Origin of the sequence: Chitinophaga ginsengisoli (genome assembly GCF_003014595.1) — a bacterium.
GTDB lineage: Bacteria > Bacteroidota > Bacteroidia > Chitinophagales > Chitinophagaceae > Chitinophaga > Chitinophaga ginsengisoli.
Window position 1 is genome coordinate 409,434 of sequence record NZ_PYGK01000003.1, and the last position, 23,328, is coordinate 432,761.

At 45.9% G+C, this 23,328-nt stretch carries 18 protein-coding genes; 2 read left to right on the forward strand and 16 right to left on the reverse strand.

The genetic code is table 11. The features are described from left to right. Nucleotides 1-711: 711 nt before the first annotated feature. The 10 genes from CLV42_RS09620 to CLV42_RS09665 all read right to left on the reverse strand — a co-directional run bounded on the left by CLV42_RS09620 (nt 712) and on the right by CLV42_RS09665 (nt 13,779). Complete coding sequence (locus CLV42_RS09620; protein ID WP_106601691.1) at nt 712-1,215, reverse strand: DinB family protein; 504 nt, start codon at nt 1,213-1,215, stop codon at nt 712-714. A gap of 19 nt (nt 1,216-1,234) precedes the next feature. After that, a complete protein-coding gene (locus CLV42_RS09625; RefSeq protein WP_106601692.1) occupies nt 1,235-2,275 on the reverse strand; it encodes a sialidase family protein in 1,041 nt (346 codons plus the stop codon). A 105-nt stretch (nt 2,276-2,380) separates the two neighbouring features. Further along, entirely contained in the window at nt 2,381-4,000 is a 1,620-nt protein-coding gene (locus CLV42_RS09630; protein ID WP_170117449.1) for a SusD/RagB family nutrient-binding outer membrane lipoprotein, read from the reverse strand. Nucleotides 4,001-4,035: 35 nt separating this feature from the next. Continuing rightward, entirely contained in the window at nt 4,036-7,593 is a 3,558-nt protein-coding gene (locus CLV42_RS09635; protein ID WP_106601694.1) for a SusC/RagA family TonB-linked outer membrane protein, read from the reverse strand. 379 nt (nt 7,594-7,972) lie between these two features. Next, the gene (locus CLV42_RS09640; RefSeq protein ID WP_170117450.1) at nt 7,973-9,022 is read right to left on the reverse strand and encodes a FecR family protein; all 1,050 of its coding nucleotides are present in this window, start codon (nt 9,020-9,022) and stop codon (nt 7,973-7,975) included. Nucleotides 9,023-9,116: 94 nt separating this feature from the next. After that, complete coding sequence (locus CLV42_RS09645) at nt 9,117-9,758, reverse strand: RNA polymerase sigma-70 factor (protein WP_106601696.1); 642 nt, start codon at nt 9,756-9,758, stop codon at nt 9,117-9,119. Nucleotides 9,759-9,950: 192 nt separating this feature from the next. Further along, complete coding sequence (locus CLV42_RS09650) at nt 9,951-10,448, reverse strand: ferritin (protein WP_106601697.1); 498 nt, start codon at nt 10,446-10,448, stop codon at nt 9,951-9,953. 99 nt (nt 10,449-10,547) lie between these two features. Further along, nucleotides 10,548-10,877: a cupin domain-containing protein gene (locus tag CLV42_RS09655; protein WP_106601698.1), complete on the reverse strand. Its 330-nt coding sequence runs from the start codon at nt 10,875-10,877 to the stop codon at nt 10,548-10,550. 184 nt (nt 10,878-11,061) lie between these two features. Beyond that, nucleotides 11,062-12,195, reverse strand: a complete 1,134-nt coding sequence (locus CLV42_RS09660) for a TlpA disulfide reductase family protein (protein ID WP_106601699.1) — start codon at nt 12,193-12,195, stop codon at nt 11,062-11,064. A 267-nt stretch (nt 12,196-12,462) separates the two neighbouring features. Continuing rightward, a complete protein-coding gene (locus CLV42_RS09665; RefSeq protein WP_106601700.1) occupies nt 12,463-13,779 on the reverse strand; it encodes a sugar porter family MFS transporter in 1,317 nt (438 codons plus the stop codon). Between the two features lie 195 nt (nt 13,780-13,974). Here CLV42_RS09665 and CLV42_RS09670 point away from each other — a divergent pair, with 195 nt between their 5' ends. Further along, nucleotides 13,975-14,754, forward strand: coding sequence for an alpha/beta hydrolase (locus CLV42_RS09670; protein WP_245901578.1), 780 nt, complete (start codon nt 13,975-13,977; stop codon nt 14,752-14,754). 67 nt (nt 14,755-14,821) lie between these two features. On the opposite strand, the gene CLV42_RS09675 is transcribed toward CLV42_RS09670, so the two are convergent. From CLV42_RS09675 to CLV42_RS09695, 5 genes are all read right to left on the reverse strand, one after another. Next, nucleotides 14,822-15,391, reverse strand: coding sequence for an AraC family transcriptional regulator (locus tag CLV42_RS09675; protein ID WP_106601702.1), 570 nt, complete (start codon nt 15,389-15,391; stop codon nt 14,822-14,824). A gap of 166 nt (nt 15,392-15,557) precedes the next feature. Next, nucleotides 15,558-16,403, reverse strand: a complete 846-nt coding sequence (locus tag CLV42_RS09680; RefSeq protein WP_106601703.1) for an aldo/keto reductase — start codon at nt 16,401-16,403, stop codon at nt 15,558-15,560. Nucleotides 16,404-16,691: 288 nt separating this feature from the next. Next, entirely contained in the window at nt 16,692-19,130 is a 2,439-nt protein-coding gene (locus tag CLV42_RS09685; RefSeq protein WP_106601704.1) for a glycoside hydrolase family 95 protein, read from the reverse strand. A 219-nt stretch (nt 19,131-19,349) separates the two neighbouring features. Beyond that, nucleotides 19,350-20,999, reverse strand: coding sequence for a GH39 family glycosyl hydrolase (locus CLV42_RS09690; RefSeq protein ID WP_106601705.1), 1,650 nt, complete (start codon nt 20,997-20,999; stop codon nt 19,350-19,352). A gap of 270 nt (nt 21,000-21,269) precedes the next feature. Further along, nucleotides 21,270-21,551 carry a YciI family protein gene (locus CLV42_RS09695; protein WP_106601706.1) on the reverse strand — a complete coding sequence of 94 codons (282 nt, stop codon included), beginning with the start codon at nt 21,549-21,551 and terminating at the stop codon, nt 21,270-21,272. Nucleotides 21,552-21,652: 101 nt separating this feature from the next. Here CLV42_RS09695 and CLV42_RS09700 point away from each other — a divergent pair, with 101 nt between their 5' ends. Then, nucleotides 21,653-22,588, forward strand: coding sequence for a helix-turn-helix transcriptional regulator (locus tag CLV42_RS09700; RefSeq protein WP_106601707.1), 936 nt, complete (start codon nt 21,653-21,655; stop codon nt 22,586-22,588). Between the two features lie 467 nt (nt 22,589-23,055). Here CLV42_RS09700 and CLV42_RS09705 read toward each other — a convergent pair whose 3' ends face one another. Further along, entirely contained in the window at nt 23,056-23,250 is a 195-nt protein-coding gene (locus CLV42_RS09705) for a hypothetical protein (protein WP_106601708.1), read from the reverse strand. Nucleotides 23,251-23,328: the final 78 nt, after the last annotated feature.

Here is a 23,328-nt window from a genome sequence, read left to right on the forward strand (position 1 = left end):
GATTGTTATGACAATAAATTCCCTTACACTCCCTGCCTCTTGCAGTGGAGGTTTACATGTTTTTACAATAACATCCCATTACACTCCCTGCACCTGCAGCGGAGGCTTAAATGTTATAGCAATAATGCCCCATTACGCTCCCTGCACTTGCAACGGAGGTTTAAATGTTACGGCAATAAAATCTTGTTACACTCCCTGCGGCTTGCAGTGGAGGTTTAAGTAATGATCACTAGGTAAACGCAGGAGGTTGGGCCTGTTTTAGTTCGCAGTGATAGTTTCCGTTTTAATAAGCAAAAAGGCTTTTAGAAAATGAAATAATAAGTTCAATAACGTCAGCACCGAACAAATAACGCCCGCATCAGCGTATCTGTCCCTTTTTCATTACGTTTATAATTCTTGATTACGTCTATATGAATTTCCGGATAGCTTCCTCTACATACAGATAAAGTAAAATTGATTTAGCAATCTGAAGTAAAAATAGAGAACTTTTTAACAAAGTAAAATGGAAACAGAGGGTTTTGATTTGCGTTAACAATGTTTAATGTTCATTAACAATTAATGCGTTAGAAAAATCACCGCAGTGAGCAAATGCAGATCTGTCAACGATTTTATCATGTGACCTGATACAGTACTTTTTTATAAATCTGTTAAATAATTATTAGCCGATAGATAGATAGAATATGCTATCAGTGACAACAAACAATAAAAGAACTATGGGTTAACCAATATCTTTACAGTAACCAACAACTGACCTGTATGTCGCATGGTATGTTCTGCCGCATGAAATAATAAGCCCATCACTGTAGAAGGCAATTGCTTCCTCCCCACCCCGCGGAAATCAGTCAGACAGCTTTCGTCAGTGACCTTTAATGTAGCAATAGCGGCAGCCACCTGTGTATCCAATGCAGTTAACAGACTATGCACCGTCACGCCTGTTGCCGGCGTTACCTCTTCCGCCAGATAGCTCAGTTGTGCAACCGACAAAGCTTGTCCTGCTGCATACGTGAACAACCTGTCCAGCACTCCGGTGATATGCTGCAGGTGAAATCCTGCAGATGCCACGCCTGCGGGCTGCTGCCATAGTAATGCCTCCGGAAAGTTTTCCATCAGAGCATGTATCTCTTCCTGTGCCTGTAACAACGTATGTGCCACTGGCTGTAGCAAGGCAGGAATTCCTTCTATCGGTCCCCGCATCCATACTTCAGGTTGTTTCATATAAAACCAGGTTTAATGTTTAGTGCTTTTTCAGTTTCAGCACCACATGTTTAATATTCTCGCGATTGTATGTATAAGTAATATGCAGGAGCCCGTCTTTCGTCTCAATAACTGCCGGATAACTAAACTCGCCTTTAGGTTCTTTCACCAGTTCATATACATCATCCCAGTGTTCTCCATCTTTTGACACCGCCACCCGCAGCTCATTCCTTCCCAGCCACCAGTCTTTACCCGCTATAGCAGGATTGTATACCAGCACCTGAAGGCCTTTCCGGGTAGTAACAGCGTCAATACCGGAATTAGGGTTTTTGATGGTCTGCCGGCTGAGGGGACTCCATGTCTGCCCCATATCGTCCGACCAGGTCTGTACAATTACATTCTGACGGCTTCTGCATACCATTTGCAGGCGATTACCGGCATGGAACAGTACCGAAGGCTGTATGACGCCAAATGTATCACAATCTATTGCTACGCGCCTCCAATCGTGGCCTGTGCTGTCCGATATCTCCATATGTATATGCCATTGTTGCTCATCCCGGCTCTCGGTACTGGAAGGATGGAGAATGCTGCCGTCTGCCAGCTGTACAGGTTTATTTTTGATCGGCCCCAGAATGCTATCTGGCAGCCGTTCGGCGGGCGACCAGGTATGCCCCTTGTCAGTGCTGGATTGCATTAAGCCCCACCATTCACGGGGATTAGGTCCTACTTTATAGAACAGAAGTACCCTGCCACTGTGGGTAGTAAGCAGCACCGGATTCCAGGCAGCATACCGGGTGGAGTCATTCACAATACCAGTGGCAACGACAACCGGTGCAGACCACTTTCCTTTCTGAAAACGGGACGTATAGATACAAACATCAGGTGCACTTTCCCTGCTGCCACCAAACCAGGCAGCCAACAGTTCACCTCCCGGTAATGCTGTAATGGTAGAGGCATGAGCCGCCGGCACAGGCGGATGCTGCATGATAAATTCGTCTTTTACCAGTACCGCTTTCCGCTGCGCTAACGCCTGCAGTAAGGAGGCTATTATCAGCCCGGCTGTGAGAAGGTATCTTTTCATTGTGCGCTGCTTAAAATTGACAAGGCCACAAAGATAACAATGTCTGCCATTGTTAGCTTTGTGGCCTTGCCCCCCATCTAAATTATAATTCTTAAATCCTGTCTGTTATTCTTTCATCCAGAAGATTTTTGCGTCACGAGTATCTTTTGCCCTTACCTGCTCGTAGCTGGAGTTATACGCTACCTCACTCGCAGGATACAGGAACCTGTTCGGAGGAAGCTCATAACCAGTACGTGTAGCCGGAATAACTGTTATCTGCGGGAAACCGGTACGACGCCATTCAGACCATGCCTGACGTGATTGCAACGGACCGAAGAACAGCCATTTCTGTGTCCAGATCTTACCAAGCTTAGTGTTTGAATCACCTGTATAAGCCATTGTAGCGTTAGTCAGGAAATTGCTCACTGTCGCAGTGGATGGCTGTGTTAATGATTCGTACTTATTTGGATTGATGTTATACAAGTGATACACGAAAGCAATCGCCTGACGTATTGCCAGCTCGTAGCTTTGCTGTGCAGTACCACCTGTCAGTCCCCAACGCTCAAAAGCTTCTGCTTTCAGGAAGTTCACCTCAGGAGCAGAAATGTATATACCCGGCAGCTTCGTATTCAGGAAGTAAGTAGTAGAATCAAAGCTGGCATAATTATACATACTGTCGGCCTGACGTTGCTCAGTTGCTTTCATAGCAGCATAATCCTTATTCGGTGTTCCATCTTTACGAACGTTCTTATCGAACATAAATGGAATACGCGGATCGTTCACCGGTTTCATCACTGTATTCAGCATAAAGTCCGGTGCCACCTGTGCCCTGATCTCAGTAAAGGCATCTTTCAGAGAGTTGGTATAGTTGGTGAACTGCTGTAACAGAATGTCGGTATTACCAGGATTGTAGTTATCACCTATGCCATCTCCATCTACCAGCGGATACAGGATCGGATTAGCCAGGATCTCCTGTACTTCCGTTCTTGCACGTGCTTCATCTACCATGGAAATACGCATCAGGTAACGCAGACGGATTGAGTTCACATAACGGCGCCATTTGTCGATACTTCCTTTCATCAGGTAATCCTGCGCACTGAAAGATGCAGTCGCAATAGCATTCGGTGTAGTACCGGTAAACCAGTCAGCGATGTCTTTCAGACCAATCAGCACACTATCATACAGCTCTTTCTGGTCCTGGAACTTCGCATTTGAAATGGTGTTAGTCAGATCCAGTGATCCAGCCTCGGTATAAGGAATATCACCGAAGTAATCGATCATCTGTGCAGTCTGGTCCAACAGCAGCGCCTTTCCAGCCATCATGAAGATCTGGAAGTTAGGACGCTCATCAAGTGGCAGGTTACTGTACAGACGTTGCATGGTACGATACTGTGCCATAACACCGTTACCAGTGTTATAGTTGATATCAGTACCCTGGTTGCTTGGTCTGTAGTAGTCATTCCACAGAGATTTTACCGGGTCTGCCTGCTGGATATATCTGTCATCGGTATACTGTATCGCAATAGTCTGGCAGTAGGCGCCACACATTGGGAACTGTATTGTACGCATTTCAGAATAGTTCGGCCTTGCACGGTTATTATCCAGGATGGCAGAGAACAATTTTTCTATAGTAGGAGTGGTCGTTTTATCCGGATCCACATAGTAATCATCAAGCTGGCTGCTGCAACCGGCCATACTTGCTGATAGCGCCAGTACACAACCTATATTTATTAATATCTTTTTCATAATCATAACTGTTTGTAACGAGTCACATTTAAAAATTAGAAGCTGGCGTTAAGACTGAAACCATAGCTACGGGTTGCACCAGAAGAACCTTCGTCGATACCTTGTTTCAACCAGCTACCACCCATTGGAGCTTCCGGATCGAGGTTCTTCATAGTTCTGTACACATAGGCAATGTTCCTTGCGATCAGCGACAGACGCAAACTCTGCAGATGCAGTTTTGCAGCGGTTCCTTTTGGCAGGGTATAAGCCAGCACCAGTTCACGCAGCTTTACATAGTCATTCTTCTGTAATGCAGGATCAGCCCATGATGCAGGAGAGTCATTGAACATGTTGAAATAGTAGGTAGCTGCCTGGATGATCTTCGTGTTAGGCTGACCATCTGCAGTTACACCTTTCAGGCGTACACCGTCATGATATACCTGGCCCATCGGAGGATTTGAATTATGGCTTGGCAGCTCTACGTTTTCGCCTGCAGCGTTGATGTAGTAAGGAATACCACCATGTGCTTCGTCACGTCCCTGCATAGTGTTTTCAAACATACCTGCGGCAGTCTGATACATCAGCGGAGTAGAAACGATCTTTCCACCGAAACGGTAGTCGATCATGAAATCCAGTGACAGGTTATGATAGTTGATCGTGTTCGCAAAACCACCCACTATTTTTGGTAACAGGTTACCTACTTTTTCGTATTTGGTCTGATCTACATCGTACCATCCATCAGCAGTGATGATAAAGTTGCCTTTACCGTCTGTCTTACGTGGGTACATGTAGATATTACCAATAGGCTGGCCTTTTTCTGCTACCACTTTCAGTACGTTACGTGCTGCATAAAACATTACGATCTGATCTACACCAGGTGTCAGTGCCTCTACACTGGAAGTGTTGGTAGCAAAGTTCAAACGGGTATTCCATTTGATCTTCCTTGACACAGGCGTAGCACTTAACGCTACTTCCAGACCTTTACTGTGCAATTCACCTACGTTGGTGATCCTTGTTTCAGCACCATTACTTACACCTACATTCAAACGCATCAACAGGTCAGTTACACGGCTGTCATAGTAAGAGATGTCCACACCTACACGGTTGTTCAGCATTTTCACCTCTGTACCAACTTCCAGTTCTTTCTTTCTTTCAGACCTCAGGTTTTCGTTACCGTAGTTGCTCTGAGCGATCAGTACAGGTACAGATCCTGTAGTAGCAGATACTGGTTTCTGTGTGTATGTAACGTTAGATTCAAATGGAGGAGGAGCGTTACCCACCAGACCATAAGAAGCACGCACCTTACCGTAAGAGAAGATAGTTGGCAGGTGGAAAGCTTCAGTAAAGATGAAGCTCGTGTTCACAGAAGGATAGAAATAAGTGTTGTTCGCTTTTGGCAGTGTTGATGAATACTCCTGACGGGCAGTACCTTCCAGGAATAAGTAGTTCATATAACTCAGGTTCATGATACCGAGGTAAGCATATTTAAATGCACCACTACGTTGTTCTGAGGTATTCTGAATGTTATATGAGTTATTGATACTAAACCAGTTTGCAGTAACCAGACCACCGTTGGTAGATGAGCTCTGATCACTGTAGGTTTCTTTACGTGTCTGGAAACCACCACTGAAGGAGTAACCGAACTTCCTGGTTTCTTCATCTCTTGCAAAGGTCAGCAACTCATCCGCATATACGATGCTGTAACGGCCTTTTGCTACACCATAAAGACCAGTGCTGGATCCGGAGTTGAATGCGATCGGATATTCGTTGTACTGTTTGCTTTCAGTGTTTAAGCTGGTGAAGTCATTACCCACCCTGGTACGGAATTTCAATCCTTTTGCCAGGTCGATGTTCAGCGTTACGCTGGACAGCAAACGGTCTTGTTTTTCAACCTCCTGGTTACGCAGCTGCATCCACAGGAAGTTCAGCAGGTCTGCAGGGCGCAGCTCATATCGCAGCGCTTCGTCAGGATTCAGCTTGGTGTTGTTCCAGGGTACCCATTTGTAACCTTTGGAAGTTTTGTATTTGTCGAAGATGATAGACATATCTTCTGCACGGGAGAAATAACCACCGAATGAGTGGAAGATACGCTCCATCTGGATAGGCCTGTTGGTGATCTTTGTATTTACATAACCACCTACAACATCCAGACTTACTTTGTTATGCAGCTTGATAGTACTGTTCAGGTTGAAAGTATTACGCTGCTGACCGCCACCGATCTGGATACCTTTGTAGTCGCTACGGGTATAAGAGAAGCGGTAATTCGCTTTTTCTGTCATGTTCGAAAGGGATACATTCAAATTTGAATTGTATCCCTTCTGAAACATTTGTTTATAGTTGTCGGGTTGGGGTGAATAAGGATGCATACTACCATCCCACCAGGGGACCATCTGTCCGTCCATTTTCGGCCCAAACTGACCATAGGCCCTAAAGTAAGGCCTTACTGTTCCATCTGTTCCAACATTTACCCAACCATCAGGGCGGGCACCACCACCGGGGTTTGTCTTTCTGTCATAACCAGGTCCATATGTATTCTGGTACTGAGGAGCGAAAGCAATTCTTTCCGCGGTGTGTGAGTAGTTCAGGTCAACACCCAGACCTCTACCCTTCATACCTTTTTTGGTTGTGATGACCACCACACCACTTGCCGCATCTGAACCGTACAGCGCAGTTGCACTCGCACCTTTCAATACAGTCAGACTTTCGATGTCCTGAGGGTTGATATCCAGGATACCGTTACCACGGATACGTGGATCAGACCAGTAGCCATCATTGTTGGTACCTGCCGCACCCTTTTCATTGTTGTTCCTGATCTGCACACCATCTACTACATACAGCGGTTGCGTATTGTAGTTGAGGGAGTTCACACCACGGATCTGTATATTCACCGCACTGGTAGCACCACCGGGAGCAGTAGTGATCTTCACACCAGCCGCCTTACCATATAAGGCAGAAGCGAAGTTGGTGGCGCCAGCAGCAGTGATCTGTTCAGAAGTGATAGTACTTACTGCGTACCCGAGAGCCTTTTGCTCTCTTTTGATACCCAGTGCAGTTACTACCACTTCATTCATCATTTTTTCATTAGGCTGCAGTGTGATAGTGATAGCGGTTTTACCATTTACAGGAATTTCCTGTGTTTTAAAACCTACATAAGACACTAACAATACTGCGTCATCCGGAACGCTAATGGTAAATGCACCATTTTCATCCGTTGCTACCCCATCAGAAGTCCCTTTGATCTTTACAGAAGCTCCGATCAAAGCCTCACCAGTCTGGTCTAATACCTTACCGGTAACTTTGATAGCTTTCAGCTGAGCGCCTTTCGGCATGATAACGATCAGATTGTTGGACAGCTCCTGGTAAGTAAAACCGGAATTGTTCAATATCAGATCCATTACTGTAGTGATCTGTGCGTCTTTTACGTTAATATCTACTTTACTGTCACTCGGAATATTCCTGTTGCTGAACATGAAACGATAATCGCTCTGACTTTCAATAACAGTCAGCACTTTCTTGAATTCAACGTCACGGAGGTTAAGAGTGATCTTGGTTGCGCGGGCGCCCGCCAGTACATTCAGACTCATGGTAAGCATTAGTCCTAGTACCAAATTCATAAGTAGCATTGGCTTTAAAAGCCCGTAAGGGATCTTTACGCCCCTGGGGCGTAGGATAAACGTCATAACTTAGATGTTAAGGGTGATTAAAGTCTTTCAAAATGTCAGGATTCTTTCAAAAAACCATTCATTCAAGGATATAAGTTTCTTGCCGGCAGGTACCATTTAAGAACGGTCCCTGCTTTATCTAGTAGTAGTCGATCTCTTTTCCCATAGACAAAATTTTAGGCGTTAATACTTTGTTTCTGGTGAAATGAACGAGCGAATACATACGGTGTAATCATAGACATAGGTATCGGCTGCATAGGGTTCTCATCTCACCTTTCAATGTTTGAAAGGATAATTTTTATCGTTTTTTTCTTCTTCCTTACTTTCCTGATTAATATATCACTATCGTCGAATCTTCTATTCTGTAACTAAAGCTTTCTGTGAGGTGCAGTGCGTTAAATGCTTCTGTCACTGTTTCTCCCTCCAGGATACCGGTAAACCTCAGCTGTTTCATACCACTCCGGTTAAAGCGGATGCTGACATTATACCAGCGTTCCATCCTCCTCGCAAGTGTTTCAAAATCTTCATCCTGGAAAACCAGTTTGTTCTGTAACCAGGAAGTTTCCATGATCACTGTATCCTTTTGCTGGAAGTAAGTCAGCGTAGTTAATGCCGGTGCAGCATCTTTCAGGCTTACTGACTTTTTCTTCTTAGGATCATCATTGTTTACGACCAGTTTCTGGGATGGTTTCAGTACAATCTTTTCAGAAGGATTGTCTGTTACCGTTACTTCTATTGCCCCTTTCAACAGTGTTGCTTCTGTCGATGTTTCGTTAGGATAGGATTTTACGTTGAAGGCTGTACCCAGTACTTTGATATCCATGTTGTTGGCATGAATAATGAAAGGCTTCCGTGCATCGCTGTGCACATCAAAGAAAGCCTCACCTGTCAGGTACACTTCACGGCTTTCCTGCGGAAAATTAGCAGCATATTCCAGCTTACTATCCGCATTCAGCGTAACCCGCGTGCCATCCTCCATCATAAAGGTGGATTTCTCCCCTTTGGAGGTATATTTAGCTACAAGCGGCTCATGCAGTGAGTTGTAAAAGTACACGCCGGCAGAGATCAGGAGTGCTACCGCAGCAGCAACACCAGACATCCATACCAGGCGGCCTTTTCCGCGTACTGGTGTCATCAGTGGCTCGATGACCGGCGTACCAGCTTCTTTCTCCAATTCACTGATACGCGTTTGCACATTAGAAAAAAGTCTTCTGCTGTCAATATGATCATGATGATTTTGGGCCCAGTACATGCGGAACAGTTCATACTGCCTGGCTAAGGCAGTATCCTCACTCATGATATGTTTCAGTTCCCGGCCTTCTTCAGGTGTTGAATCACCAGCCAGGTCCTTTATAACAATTTCAAAAAAACGTTCACTCATTGTCCGATGGAATAACCCTTTGTATATAAGACAACATTTAGTACCTAATATGCTTACAAGGTTTAAAAAAAATTTTAACATATATATTAAAGGGTTAATTACCCATAAATATTGATATTATCAGCAATGCCGTTATAATACTATCTGTAATATTATCCTGAGCCTGCTTGCCCGCCTTTTTCAGATAAGGATCCATGGCGACAGTCATCTTTTTCATGGCACGCAGCATCTGCGTATGTACTGTACGGGGGGATATATTCAGGATCTCCGCTACTTCCTTGTATTTCATCCCATTTTCCTTTACCAGCCTAAATATGATACTGCACTGGCGGGGTAAGGAGGATATGGCCTGATCCATCCTGAAAAACAACTCTTTCTTTTCTAGTTCCATCTCCGGAGAGGCCGTATTGACCAGCTGAGTGCCTCCCTCATGATCATCTATATTCACCAGTTGAAGACTGGAAAAACGCTTGTTATAGTTCAATGCATGGTTCTTTACAGCAATAAAAAGGTACGTCTCAGGTTTGAGAACGTCCCTCATTTTCGCCCTGTCCATCCAGCATTTAACAAATACATCGGAAACTATCTCTTCCGCAACTTGTTGATAATGAACGTACATTGTGCAAAATTTCACGAGTCTTGGGTTTAATTCATGGAAAAAAACCTCAAATGATTTAGAGTCGCTATCAACCGTGATGCGCTCCCATAGATCATTTATATTAACCTCCTTTTGCATTCTAACTTTTCATTATATTTCAGACAGCAATGTAGTAAAAGTATATGGCAAATAAAAATAATAAAACTTTCTGAATTAATTATTTATAATATATATTATCTGCCATACATTAAAAAAACAGGGGGTATCGGCCGGCAATAAAAAACCCGCCCTGCTTGCGCAGAACGGGCATATAAATAACTGTAAATCAGCTTATTCCTGCTCCATGGTCATGATATCGCGGTCAAACAGGTATAAACCACTCTTATCATCCCCCACCAGCTCCAGTTTGTCATTACACTCCCTGGCTACCCGTTCTTCCTCAATCTGCTCATTTACATACCATTGCAGAAAATTGTGGGTGGCATAGTCCTTTTCCTGTAAGGAGATATCCACCAGCTCATTGATACTCTCACTCACCTTCACCTCATGGGCAAACAATTCCTCAAACGCCTTTTTCAGGGACACAAACGTCAGGATAGGTTGCTCCAATGCCGGTATCACCGCAAAACCACCTCTTTCGTTGATATAATGGATCAGCTTCAGCATATGGAAACGCTCCTCATCGCTGTGCTTGAAGAAAAACTTGGTTACGCCTTTCAGTCCGGGCTGTATTTCCGCCCAGCTGCCCATCGCCAGATACGCCTGGGAAGACTGCGCTTCCATTACTACCTGACGGTTCAGGGCTTCCTGCATTCTTTGTGACAACATGGTATTTGCTTTTAGGGTGAAGAAATGAACAAGATAAATGTACCGATTTTCCAGAGTTCGCTAAAATATAAACGGCTCCTGCCCTTGACAATCATCACATTACTTAATGAAATCCTCCCTGTGCGGACTAAACACATCTATCAGCACACCCGGCTCCAGGCAAAGCGCACCATGCAACACATGCGGCGGAATGTAATAGGCATCTCCCGCCTTCAGGACCTTCTTCTCTCCATCAATCGTGATCTCAAATACCCCACTTTCCACATGGGAGATCTGTGAGTGGTAGTGCTCATGTAATGCCCCTACCGCCCCTTGCTGAAATTCCACTTTAACCAGCATCAGTTGCTCATTATAGGCCATTACCTTCCTGCGGATGCCCGGGTCAGGCATTTCCCATTGAATATCCTTGTCTTCTATAAAAACGTTCATATCGGGTTTATTTTCGGTAGTAAAAGTAGTGGGATCTTCCTCTATAAACTATCTGAAAACAAATAGCCCATAGCGTACCGGCCCTGTCATGGGTTACTTAACCTACCAATTTAATCATTGATCTGCTAATAACCGTACAACAATTCGATGTGCTATGGGCTATTTTTATGTAATTACCCGGGAATTATTTCAGTATCTCACTCAGACGTTTATCCAGCTCCTCCCCTCTCAGGTTCTTAGCCACGATCTTTCCCTGAGGGTCCAGCAGAAAGTTCTGCGGTACTGATCTTATACCGTACATTTTTGCAACGGCATTATCCCAGAATTTCAGATCAGACACATGCGTCCAGGTCAGGTTATCCTTATGGATAGCTTTCAGCCAGGCATCATGACCATTTGGCTGGTCCAGGGATACACTCACGATGGTGAAGGCCTTGTCTTTGTGATTGTTGTACGCTGCTACCACATTCGGGTTTTCTGCACGGCAGGGACCACACCAGGATGCCCAGAAATCTACCAGCACATATTTACCACGGAAGTCTTTCAGATTCACCGGTTTACCCAGCGTATCGTTCTGTGTGAACAGGGGCGCTTCTGCTCCGATAGCAGTGGCTTTCCAGCTATTCAGCAGTTTCGCATATTCCTCTCCGTTTTTGCTGCTTTTCACTTTGGCATCCAGACCATTAAACATGGCTTCAACCTGTCCCAGATCATCCGGCATTCCGCCTGAATATTGCTGTAATGCGTCCAGACTGATGATGGACTTAGGATTGTTCTTCACGAAATCTACATAAACAGCTTTCTCCTGCTTGCGGATATCCTCTACTTTCTGATCGAGGTACTGACGGAACTCCAGGGAGCCACGTTTTTCATCATCGGCAGCCATGTATTCGGCGTTCAATTGTCCGAAAAGCGCTCCTACCGGCTTCAATGCTTCCTGTAAGCGCTGATTGTCAGCATTTACCGGAGAGCCTGCAAAAGTAACCTTCTGCAAAGAATCGGGGCTGGTCATTGTGATAGTACCTTTTTCAACGTAGAAGACGATCATGTCACGCGCTCTGGGATCCGCCGGCGGATTAACGTGTTTTAATACCATCATCGCCTGGGAAGGACCATCTATCGTTCCCTTAAATTGAAATGTACCGTCTTTTAATACGGCTGAGTCTTTTACGTCAACGCCTCCGTTGCGGTAGACAAATTGTAGTTTGGCCGGAGCGTTCCAATTGCCGATTTTGCCCTTCAATACAAAATCTCCCTTCTGGGCTAACAAAATGCCTGGGGACAATAGTAAAGTGAAGGCTACTAATAATTGCTTCATGCTGGTTTGGTTTGATTTTTTCGAGTATCACTAAAAATAGTAAATAAAAGTGAACCCGGACCGCGCCCCTGGGATGACCGGCAAAAAGACTGTATGAAGTTCCGGTATAAAAAGCATTCGACAGGTATACCGTTTCCTACCTACAGGCGCATTAGTCCTACATTACAGGCTCTTTGTATAGCGATCGCTATAGAGAAGTGCCTGTAATGCTATAGTAATGAGCCTGTAGGTAGGAGACCGTACGCCTGTCGAACGCCAGAGATAAGCTTATTCTATGCCCAGGTCTTTCTGGATCTCTTCCAGTGACCGGCCCTTGGTTTCCGGCATCACCTTCCAGATAAACAGCAGCTGCAATAGCATCATACCGCTATAGAACACAAAAGAGTAAAATCCGCCCATTTCACTGCCTGCCACTATAATAGGGAAAGTCCAGGAAATAATGGCTGCCATGATCCAATGGGTAAAACTGCCCAATGCTCCTCCCTGTGATCTCACTGAGTTAGGGAAGATCTCCGAAATGAACACCCAGATCACTGCCCCCTGGGAGAAGGCAAAAAAGGCAATATAACCGATCAGGTAGATCAGCACATTCCCACCCAGGTGAGCGGGGTCCCTGAAAGCATAGGCGGTCAGGCCCAGGAACAGGATCATCCCCAGGGAGCCGATCAGCAGCAGGGTCTTGCGTCCAAATTTATCAATCACCGTCATAGCCAGTAAGGTGAACAACAGGTTGGCTGCGCCGATATATACCGGTTGCAGATAAGCCTCCGCTTTACTGAAACCGGCCAGTTCGAAAATGCGGGGTGCATAATACAGGATAGCGTTAATACCCGACAACTGGTTAAACATCGCCAGTAACACCGCATACAGGATCGGCTTTGCATACCTTCCCTGGAACAGGTTTTCCTGATGTGTTTTAACAGATTCCCTGATAGCCTTAATGGCGCCGGGAACATCCGGTTCCTGTAAACGTTCCATCACAGGCACAGCTTCTGCTTCCCGGTTGTTCAGTATGAGCCAGCGGGGACTTTCGGGGATAGTCCTCAGCAATATCGCAAACAGCGCTGCAGGAACCACCATGATACCCAGCATCCAGCGCCAGGAATCATCTCCCATGCCCACAAACAGGAAATTGGTCAGGTAAGCAATAAAGATCCCGGCCACGATATTTAACTGGAAAGACCCCGCCAGTCTGCCACGCAGCTGAGCCGGGGAGATCTCCGAAATATACATCGGCCCTACTACAGAAGAAGCACCAACGGCAACACCTGCCATAAAGCGGAACAATACGAATAACAGCCAGGCAGAAATAGAAGCACAGCCGATGGCGGAAACAACGTACAACAAAGCAATGGTCAGCAGTACCTTCTTACGGCCATAAATACGGGCAGGTACGCCTACAATGAGCGAACCCAGTACGGTCCCGATCAGACTGGATGCAACGGTGAATCCCAGCCAAAAAGGACTGAGCGACCATAATTCCATGATCGTTTTTTCCGCACCGGATATAACGGCGGTTTCAAAGCCAAACAGGAAACCACCCAACGCGGCGATTAATGCAATTCTAACAGGATAAGAAAACATGAGTGTGGTTTATTGTGATGATTGTGGAGCCTCGGGTGATCATAACGTTTTACTATAAGGGAAAAAAGTAAACATAAAAAACGGTAAAAGCAAACGCTCCATGTTTGAAATTCATATATCGCTTATTTGATATTGCTACAGCCGGCACCAAACACGCCCTGCATATTTGCATTATAAATATCATTCGAAATGAAAATGTTAAAGAATTCAATCAAACCCGCAAAATGGCTCATCGCCACATTGTTTGCAGCACTCATCATGGCATTCCCTCTTGTGATGCAGGCACAGGAATCGGCTAAAGTAAAGAATATCATTCTCGTACATGGCGCGTTCGCTGATGGTTCAGGATGGGAAGCCATCTACAAGATCCTGGCCGCAAAAGGATATCATGTAACCGCATTACAGTATCCCATGACTTCACTGGAAGACGATGTAGCGGCGCTTAACAGGGCGATCGATAAGCAGGATGGTCCTACCCTCCTGGTAGGTCACTCCTATGGCGGTATGATCATCACTGAAGCAGGTGTTTCACCAAAAGTGACAGCACTGGTATATGTAGCAGCATTCGAACCTGATGCCGGTGAATCTTTGGTAACGTTGGCACAAACCGCTCCTCCTGCTCCGGAGAATGGCATCCTGCCTCCGGATGATAAAGGATTTGTATACTATGATGAAGCTAAGTTCCATGACGGATTTGCAGGTGATCTGCCTAAAGAGAAAACAGACTTCATGTATGCTTCTCATGGCGCTATTTCCGTAAAGTGTTTTGCTACACCGGTAACACATGTTGCATGGAAAGAAAAGCCCAGCTATGCTATTCTGACAACTGACGACAAAAGCATCAATCCTGTTATACAGGAGAACATGGTGAAACGTTCAGGCGCTAAAGTTACCCGGATAAAAGCGAGCCACGTTGTATTCATCTCTCATCCGAAAGAAGTAGCTGCAGTTATCGAAACGGCTGCGAAACGCTAAACAACATCACACAAAAAAGGATGTCTCACCGACATCCTTTTTTTGTTTCACCACAAAGCACACCAGCTTACAGCAGCTCCGCCGCTGCCTTTCTTCTGAATGCAGTAGGAGTAATACCCGTATTCTTCTTAAAGAACAAACTGAAATTCGGTTGCTCCGCAAACCCTATACTATAACCAATTTCCTGCAGTGTCCAGTCGGTCTGTAACAACAGCATCTTGGCCTCCTCCAGCAATCGGTTACGGATATGTGTACTGACGTTCTGCCCCGTATGTTTCTTTAGTAAAGTGTTCAGATAATTCGGATGTACGTCCAGGCTGGCAGCAAACTCCTTCGCAGTTTTCCTGGCAATAGGATTCGTATAATTAACATTTGCCGTTTCTCTTTCCAACAGGTGGAAGAAGGCACGTACATGCCTGTATTCATCAGCAACATCATCCGGTGCTTTAACATCAGAGATCGGAGCGCTTTGTATCATAAGCAACTGCAGATAAGTTCTGATGGCATCTTCATTCAAACGATGTCCCAATCTTTCCTCCTGCTCCATACTGGCGAAAATACCGTGCAGCACCTTGATACCAGCAGGCGACAAACGGCGTAACAGACCGATTGTTTTGGCTTCCAGTGTTGTCATCATATTTGTCTGAGATTTACCCTACAAATATGTCTAACATCCCGAAATTTCCCGTTGTACGAATACTCGCATTTGAGGTATTTTTCCCACTTTTTACCTGTAAACATAAAAGACCACCTACTCCGTTTATCACGGAGCAAGGCGGCCTTATTACACAATCAAGTAATCTTTACTTTGATATTTGTTCGAACTCTTCGTCGGTCAGCTCTATATCTGCAGCAGCCAGGTTTTCTTCCAGGTGCTTTACGGAGCTGGTACCGGGTATCAGCAGGATATTATCTGCACGTTTCAGCAACCAGGCCAGCGCGATCTGCGCAGTGGTAGCGTTGTACTTAGCGGCAATTCTGCTGATCTTATCTGCCAGCGCTTCCGGACCTGAAGCCAGCGGGAACCATGGAATAAATGCCAGCCCACGTTTAGCTGTATAATCCACAATTTCTTCCCATTGACGGTTACCCAGGTTGTAGAGATTTTGCACAGATACAATAGGCAATACTTTTTCAGCCTGTTCGATCTGCTTAATATCTACTTCAGATAAACCCACATACCTGATCTTACCTGCATTTACAGCTTCCACTACCGGCGCCAGTGTTTCTTCTACCGGCACATTAGGGTCGAAACGGTGCAGCTGCCAGAGATCAATAGTATCTACTTTCAGGCGTTTGAGACTGCCTTCAATATTCTCCCGGATAAAAGCGGGGTCGCCGTTAGGCACCCATTGATTGGGACCAGGACGGTTAAAGCCCCCTTTAGTAGCGATCACCAGATCATCTTTGTAAGGGTAAAGTGCATCAGCGATCAATGATTCATTCAACTTTGGCCCATATGCTTCTGCAGTATCGATGAAATTTACACCGCCGGCTACAGCAGCCTGCAGTACTTTCTTCGCATTCTCGCGATCAGCTACCTCTCCGAATACACCTGTTCCTGTCAATTGCATTGCCCCGTAACCAAGACGGTTGATCTCTAACTGGCCTCCTAAGCTGAAGGTCAGACTCTTTGTGCTTGTTGCCATTTTGCTATGTTTTAATAATCAATCCTGAAATGTGTATGATAAATCTGTTACCTCAATTTCAGCAATCTGTCCGCAATGAGCCTCAATAAACGTACCTGCTACACTACCGGTCGCAGCTATGGTAGTCTATTTAAATAAATAGTACACGAAAGCTGACCATTTAGTACAGAGATGTTTTGCTTGTTCATTTTGTTCAGTTTACTGACACAAAGATGAATTGTTTATAAAAAGCAGAGATTAGCAAAAACAAATGTTTTATTATGAATTTCAAAGATGAAAAGAAACATTTCATTGCGCTGTAAACACATACACCTTTCCCTTCTCAGTAGGTACATCATATAAATTCGTTACCTCAAATTCCAGCGGCTTCACATCCTTGCTATGTATCAGCGGCTCTGCCACCGGCGTTACCTGGTAAAAGGGATTACTATTCTCACCACTGGCCCTTGCCAAAGCGGGCGCTCCCTTCAATGGCTGATTGCTCCTGATACGGCAGTTACCCCCCAACGTTGACCTGATCACCAGTTTAGTGATCTTCCCATCCTGCCATACCAGATCTTCCACCACAAATCCACCTCTTGCACGCAGCCCTTTTATACTACCTATTTTCCATTGTTGTGGAAGCGCAGGCAACACATAAATAGCTCCATCATGACTTTGCATCAGCATCTCCGTGATACCGGATGTACAACCGAAATTCCCATCTATCTGAAAAGGTGCATGCGCATCAAAGAGGTTCGTATAAGTACCACCACCGTGTTTCCCAACAGGGTTTAACTGGTTGGTAATAAGCTTGAAGGCATGATCCCCATTCCGCAATCTGGCCCACCAATTCACTTTCCAGCCCATACTCCATCCGGTAGAGATATCCCCGCGTTGTATCAAGGTAGTATTAGCCGCACTGGCCAGCAGTGGCGTACGATCAGGAGAGATCTGCGCAGAAGGATACAGACCATACAAGTGTGAAATATGACGATGCTCATCGGTAGGATTATCCAGGTCATCGATCCATTCCTGCAATTGTCCGTACTGGCCGATCTGCATAGGCGGCAGACGTTTACGCACCATCCTGAATGTATCCACGAGCGCCTTGTCTTTGCCCAGGATATCCGCTGCATTGATCGCCGCACTCAGTGCATCAAAAACGATCTGGTTATCCATGGTACAACCGGCATCCATATGTACACCAGGTCTGGCAGCCGGTGCGTTCTCCGGTGAATGACCTGGATTCACTACCAGGTAGCCACGCTTGGGATCTTCTACCAGATCATCCACAAAGAATAACGCAGCACCTTTAATAGCAGGATATACATCCGCGAGATAGCTTTTATCCCCATTGTAGAGATACCGTTCCCACAGATGCTGCGCCAGCCAGGCGCCACCCATACTCCAGATACCCCAGTTGATCTTATCCACAGGACCTGTAATACGCCAGAGATCTGTATTGTGATGGGCCACCCATCCCCTCGCACCGTACATGCGCTGTGCAGTGCCCTGTCCTGTTACAGAAAGCTCCCTGACCATCTGTATCAGTGGCTCATGCATTTCCGGCAGATTATCCTTTTCCGCCGGCCAGTAGTTCATTTCTGTATTGATGTTGATGGTGTATTTGCTATCCCATGGTGGCATCATCTCTGCATTCCAGATGCCCTGCAACGTAGCAGGTTGTCCGCCGGGCTGAGAACAGGATATCAGCAGGTAACGGCCAAACTGGAAATAGAGGGACACAAACTGGGGATCATCTGTTTTTGAGAAATTGGCCAGCCGTACATCAGTAGGTTCCTTTGCCGCATCAGAAGTACCGAGGTCGATCTTTACCCGGTTGAAATAACGCTGATAAGCAGCTACATGCTCTTGCAGCAGGGTGGCGTAAGGCTTTTTCACCGCAGTATTCAGATATGCGATTGCACGCTTTACGGCATCAGCACTGAGATCATGATAATTCACATAATTGGTAGCCATGGAAATAAAGATCAATGCACTGCTGGCGTTCTTCACCGTAATGGCAGTATCTGCGGTAGTCACGCTGCCGCCTGTCGCCATCACTCTTGCGATGCCGTTAAATTGCACCTTTCCTTCCACCGTTTCATGGCTTCCCGTCATACCGTTCACAGTAAGGTCCTTTCCGCTTGCTTTTACAACAGCATTCTTCTGCGGAGTGCTCAGATAAGCAGAGAAATTCAGTGTACCAGGCTTATTGCTGCTTAACCGCACGATGATGGTCTGCGCAGGCACAGAGGCAAATACCTCCCGGGTATACTGCACACCATTCACTGTATAGGTGGTCTTTGCCACCGCTTTTTCAATATCCAGTTCCCGGTAATAGTCCTTGTATTGCTCATGACCGGGAAACGCCAGATGCAGGCTACCTACGGGCTGGAACATCTGTCCGTTGGATGTTTTGGTCTGGACCTTCTCTGCCGCCAGATCCTGGGCCTCCTTCTGTTTACCTTCGAAGATCAGTTGCCTGATCTTTGGCAATGCCGCCAGGGCTTCCGGATTTTCATTGCGGTTAGGACTACCCGTCCAAACGGTACCTTCATTCAGCTGAATGATCTCCTCAGCGGGATTCCCGAATACCATTCCGCCCAGGCGACCATTCCCTACGGGAAGCGCAGCCGTCCATATATCACCGGCTGGTTGCCGGTACCATAACTTCAACGATTGTTGTGCAAAAGAAAATAATGGTAATATGCCTCCTAGTACAAGCAGGGTTATTTTTTTCATAACTGGATAATATGTTAGACCTATAAAAAATCAGCCATGCCTGTGGAAAGTTCATGGCTGGGGTATATAATACAGGAAAGCAAAATACAAATGATGATCTATGAATGCAAACCGTCTGTAAATAATAACTGTGCTATTAACACATAAATACCGGTCGCAGCACATCCGTCAGTGGGGTTACACACTTTTTCTTATCGGGAATAACTCATCAGGCAATAACTACGCTGTTTCATCTATCAGCATCACATCCCATGGTTGTAATATTTTGCTGATCAGCAATACACCCACATTGCTGGACAATACCTGTTCTTCTTTCACCGCCATCGCCATCTGCTGCATTGTTTTCAGCTGATCACCAGACAACTGATCTGGATTGCCAGCCTGTTTCAGGGCATACAACGCATTACCATTTTCTCTGTCCAGTATTTCCACATTGAAGCGCGCATCTTTATTCGTATTCATGAGCTTAAACGTAAAGTTACGCGGCTCTCCCAGCTTGAGCGTGTTGTCTACTGTATCGGCTGCGCCGAAAGGCGGCGCTGTTTTCAATGCCGCGGGATAGTTATATACCAGTGTCGTCAGCTTTTGTGTGCTTTTATGACGTGTTACTATAATACCGTCTTTATTGTACAGCAGCTCATCCCCCAAAGTATGCAACATTCTGTAAGCATGGAATGATGGTTTGGCAATACCCTGGTAATTCAGCAATCCGAAACCGCCAGAAAATGCCTGTCCGCCCATCCCTTCCTCACCACAGTCTGTAAACGACCAGTAGGAAAGCGAGTCAGCCAGACCAATACTATCAACATTTGCCTTTATGATATAAGCCGCCGGTGGCAATGCATCGTGCATCGCATCCCTGCCGGAAGAGCTGGTGCCCCACTCTGTGAGGTGGATCTCTGCCTTCGGATATCCGCTTTTATCCACCGTTGCTCTCAGCCATTGCAGATCTTTCAATGTCGCATCTGCACCGCGGGTACGGCCCTTACTGTTATTGTAAGGAAAATCGGTTGGGTAAGGATGTGTGGAAATAAAATCGACTGGCGCCTGCTCCCGTTTGCAATAGTCGAGGAAATCTTGTATCCATACGCCTTTCCATGGCAGGCTGTCCAGGTCTTCCGTACTACCGCTCAATACTTTTGATTTATCTTCTGCTTCCCCATCAAAGCGGCCATCCCCCACAAAATTGCTGGTAGCCGGCCCACCTACTTTCAGTGCCGGCGATACCGCCTTGATAGCCTGTGCGGTAGCTTTATACATCGCGAAGTACTGGCTTTTGCTGCCATCCCACATAGCTTTCTGGTTAGGTTCATTCCACACCTCGAAGTACCAGGTACTGACCTCGCTCTGACCAAACTTTTCTATACAATGTTTCGTAAAATTGGTGACCAGTTGTGCCCATTTCGAAAAATCAGCCGGAGGCGATACATTGGCTTTCCACCAGAAGGCAGTGCTTGTTCCGCCGGCCATTTCCTTCGGGAAGAAGCTCAGTTCCACAAAAGGCTTCATGCCCGTTTTCAGGATGCGGTTGATAAGATCGTCCACCCTTAACCAGTTGTACACACCACCCTGGTATACAGACATATCATCGTGAAAGATCCCATGGAAGCGACAATATTCAAAGCCACAAAGTTTCTTTGTGAACTGCAGTTGTTCCAGCCAGGTGGAACCTGGACGGAATACTTCACCAGCCCGGCCTGCGCCTACACATTTACTCCAGAAGTGAGAAAAAGTACGTCCCTGAATTTTTGTATCTATTAACAAGGGCTGTTGCTCTTCCCAAAATGAACGGCCCGAAACGGCACCTGGCAACAATGCAGTACCAGCAGCTGTAACAATTGCCTGCTTCAAAAAATTACGTCTTTCCATGAGGTAAGGGTTAGTTAAAAATATGTAGCTGTCCCCTGAACTGGCAGCCTGTTTTTCATATCGCGCCACTGCTCACTTTAATACAAATTCCGGGGATACAAGCCTTTTTTGATTGATAAAAATTTGCTCTGCTATCAGACAACTATTATTTTACAATGTACGGTATTTTATGAAATACGCAAACGTTTGCGCAATTCATTGACTACAACACACATATGTACAAATTACTCTATGTTTACGATAAATGCAAATAAAGTGGGAAGGATATTTTTAGAACATAACTGGAACAGCATGAATAACTTGGCTCACCCCTGCCTGGATCGCAGGGTCGTTGGCCAGTATAATAGATAGTTCTGTATCCGATGATATTGATAATGAGACAAATAGACCATCTTCATGCACCAGCCTACTGGTTTGCAGAACTTTTCCCTGCTGCTGTAACTGACCATAGAAAGCGGTTTGTGCCGCCAGATATGCAGTCCTGTCCTCCCGCGACCAGTTTTTTCCCCTCTTAAAGAAAAGCAATACTCCATGTGGCGCTCCGTAGTTCATAAATAACTTTATTTTTGTGCAAAGTTCCGCATCACTATATTCATCCTGTCAACGCAAACGGTACTTTTATAGCCGCAAACAGTGCCAAACCTGCATTTCTTATGACCATCATACAACCACTATATCCTATTCACCAGATAGAAGAAATCAAACGTTTCTACACCCGCGAACAAACAGCAGGTCCGGAAATCAGCGCCAGGGAGATCCGCATGGGAGAGACCCGGATGCTGTGGTATTCCTATTTAGCTGAAAAAGAATACCATATGCCGATGCAGCTGCGGGGAGAAAGAGTGGAAATGCATTTCAAACTCCATGGCCGATCAGGCGTATCTTATGAGGGAGAACAATTCGTGATGCACAGCAATGAACAAAGCCTTTTTTATCAACATGACCTGGAGGGAGAATTTATCCTGTTTCCCGATGTTGAAAGTTCCTTCTTTGAGGTAGAGTTCTCCCGTTCTGTATTTGAATCGCTGGTAACCGAGGAATGCCCTTTTCTGCAACAATTCTCCCAACAATTACAAACAGCCCGCAATCACCTGTGGCCTGGTCATTCTATGGCCATCACCCCCAAGATGCACATGATCATTTCAGAGATGGGCAATACCCCTTATACCGGGCAAATGAAACGCCTGTTCCTGGAAGCCAAACTCATAGAATTGTTCCTGCTGCAGGCCAGCGGGTTTGACCAGTACACACCCCATATCACCGACCTCCGGTCTGCCGACATCGAGCGACTGCACGCCGCCAGGCAATACCTGGAACAACACTTTACAGACGACTGTTCCATCATATCACTGGCCGGTCAGGTGGGTATCAATCAGAAGAAACTGAAACAAGGGTTTAAAGCATTGTTTGGCCATACCGTATTTGGTTACCTCAGCCATATACGCATGGAAAAAGCCAGGCAATTGCTGCTCGATGAGAAGAAAACAGTGGGAGAAGTGTCGGAATTGGTCGGTTATCAACACCCACAACATTTTGCGGCTGCGTTTAAAAGAAAGTATAATATTCTACCAGGTAGTCTTAAGAATTAAGGGGGTGATCGGACTCCGGTAGGAGTCCCGTTGTTTAGTGCGGGGTGATAAGCCCATGCCGGGATGTACAACAAACGTCATCAACAAAACATAATAGGACTCCGATAGGAGTCCCATTGTTTGTAGCGCGGGGTGCAACCCCGGGAAACAAACGTCATCAACAAAACATAATAGGACTCCGATAGGAGTCCTATTATGCGTTGTTGTATCACGGCGCGGATCCCCCCGGCGTTATCGTCGGCGGATTACCGGTCCCGGAAGAATTATCCGCCCCCGGGTCGTCACCCCGTGCTACAACACCCGGCTCCGCCGCGGCGGGCCCATTATGCTTTGTTCATGACGCTTATCATAACACCAGGACCTCGGAGTTTATCATCGGGGATGTGGGGATATCCCGGAGATGCGTCGTGTATACGTCGTGTATGCGTCGTGTATGCGTCGTGTTCCCCACAACCAACATCACAACCTCACGAAGGCCGATCCCGCGTATTTCTGATCAACCCGATCCCGGCAAAGAAGAAGATAGCTCCCAGTATCGAATAAATGATAATCTCCTTAACGCTTCGGGTAGCTCCTGTAGTAGTCATAAAACGCATGGCGCCTAATATCAGCCCGGCAATACCCAGGAATGTCAGTATGATGCCAATAATCCGCTTTTCCATAGCAAGTTTTACAATAGCTGATACAAATTACATGCCTTGCCGGCCGACCTGTCCTGCCAAATAGACGTTAAAACACCT

Excerpts from the sequence above, each read along its gene's own strand:
- CLV42_RS09670 (WP_245901578.1), top strand. The coding sequence starts at position 13,975 with ATGTTAAAGAATTCAATCAAACCCGCAAAATGGCTCATCGCCACATTG.
- CLV42_RS09685 (WP_106601704.1), bottom strand. The coding sequence starts at position 19,130 with ATGAAAAAAATAACCCTGCTTGTACTAGGAGGCATATTACCATTATTT.
- CLV42_RS09680 (WP_106601703.1), bottom strand. The coding sequence starts at position 16,403 with ATGGCAACAAGCACAAAGAGTCTGACCTTCAGCTTAGGAGGCCAGTTA.
- CLV42_RS09675 (WP_106601702.1), bottom strand. The coding sequence starts at position 15,391 with ATGATGACAACACTGGAAGCCAAAACAATCGGTCTGTTACGCCGTTTG.
- CLV42_RS09705 (WP_106601708.1), bottom strand. The coding sequence starts at position 23,250 with ATGGAAAAGCGGATTATTGGCATCATACTGACATTCCTGGGTATTGCC.
- CLV42_RS09650 (WP_106601697.1), bottom strand. The coding sequence starts at position 10,448 with ATGTTGTCACAAAGAATGCAGGAAGCCCTGAACCGTCAGGTAGTAATG.
- CLV42_RS09695 (WP_106601706.1), bottom strand. The coding sequence starts at position 21,551 with ATGAACTACGGAGCGCCACATGGAGTATTGCTTTTCTTTAAGAGGGGA.
- CLV42_RS09665 (WP_106601700.1), bottom strand. The coding sequence starts at position 13,779 with ATGTTTTCTTATCCTGTTAGAATTGCATTAATCGCCGCGTTGGGTGGT.
- CLV42_RS09645 (WP_106601696.1), bottom strand. The coding sequence starts at position 9,758 with ATGCAAAAGGAGGTTAATATAAATGATCTATGGGAGCGCATCACGGTT.
- CLV42_RS09690 (WP_106601705.1), bottom strand. The coding sequence starts at position 20,999 with ATGGAAAGACGTAATTTTTTGAAGCAGGCAATTGTTACAGCTGCTGGT.
- CLV42_RS09635 (WP_106601694.1), bottom strand. The coding sequence starts at position 7,593 with ATGAATTTGGTACTAGGACTAATGCTTACCATGAGTCTGAATGTACTG.
- CLV42_RS09655 (WP_106601698.1), bottom strand. The coding sequence starts at position 10,877 with ATGAACGTTTTTATAGAAGACAAGGATATTCAATGGGAAATGCCTGAC.
- CLV42_RS09630 (WP_170117449.1), bottom strand. The coding sequence starts at position 4,000 with ATGAAAAAGATATTAATAAATATAGGTTGTGTACTGGCGCTATCAGCA.
- CLV42_RS09620 (WP_106601691.1), bottom strand. The coding sequence starts at position 1,215 with ATGAAACAACCTGAAGTATGGATGCGGGGACCGATAGAAGGAATTCCT.
- CLV42_RS09640 (WP_170117450.1), bottom strand. The coding sequence starts at position 9,022 with ATGAGTGAACGTTTTTTTGAAATTGTTATAAAGGACCTGGCTGGTGAT.
- CLV42_RS09660 (WP_106601699.1), bottom strand. The coding sequence starts at position 12,195 with ATGAAGCAATTATTAGTAGCCTTCACTTTACTATTGTCCCCAGGCATT.
- CLV42_RS09625 (WP_106601692.1), bottom strand. The coding sequence starts at position 2,275 with ATGAAAAGATACCTTCTCACAGCCGGGCTGATAATAGCCTCCTTACTG.
- CLV42_RS09700 (WP_106601707.1), top strand. The coding sequence starts at position 21,653 with ATGACCATCATACAACCACTATATCCTATTCACCAGATAGAAGAAATC.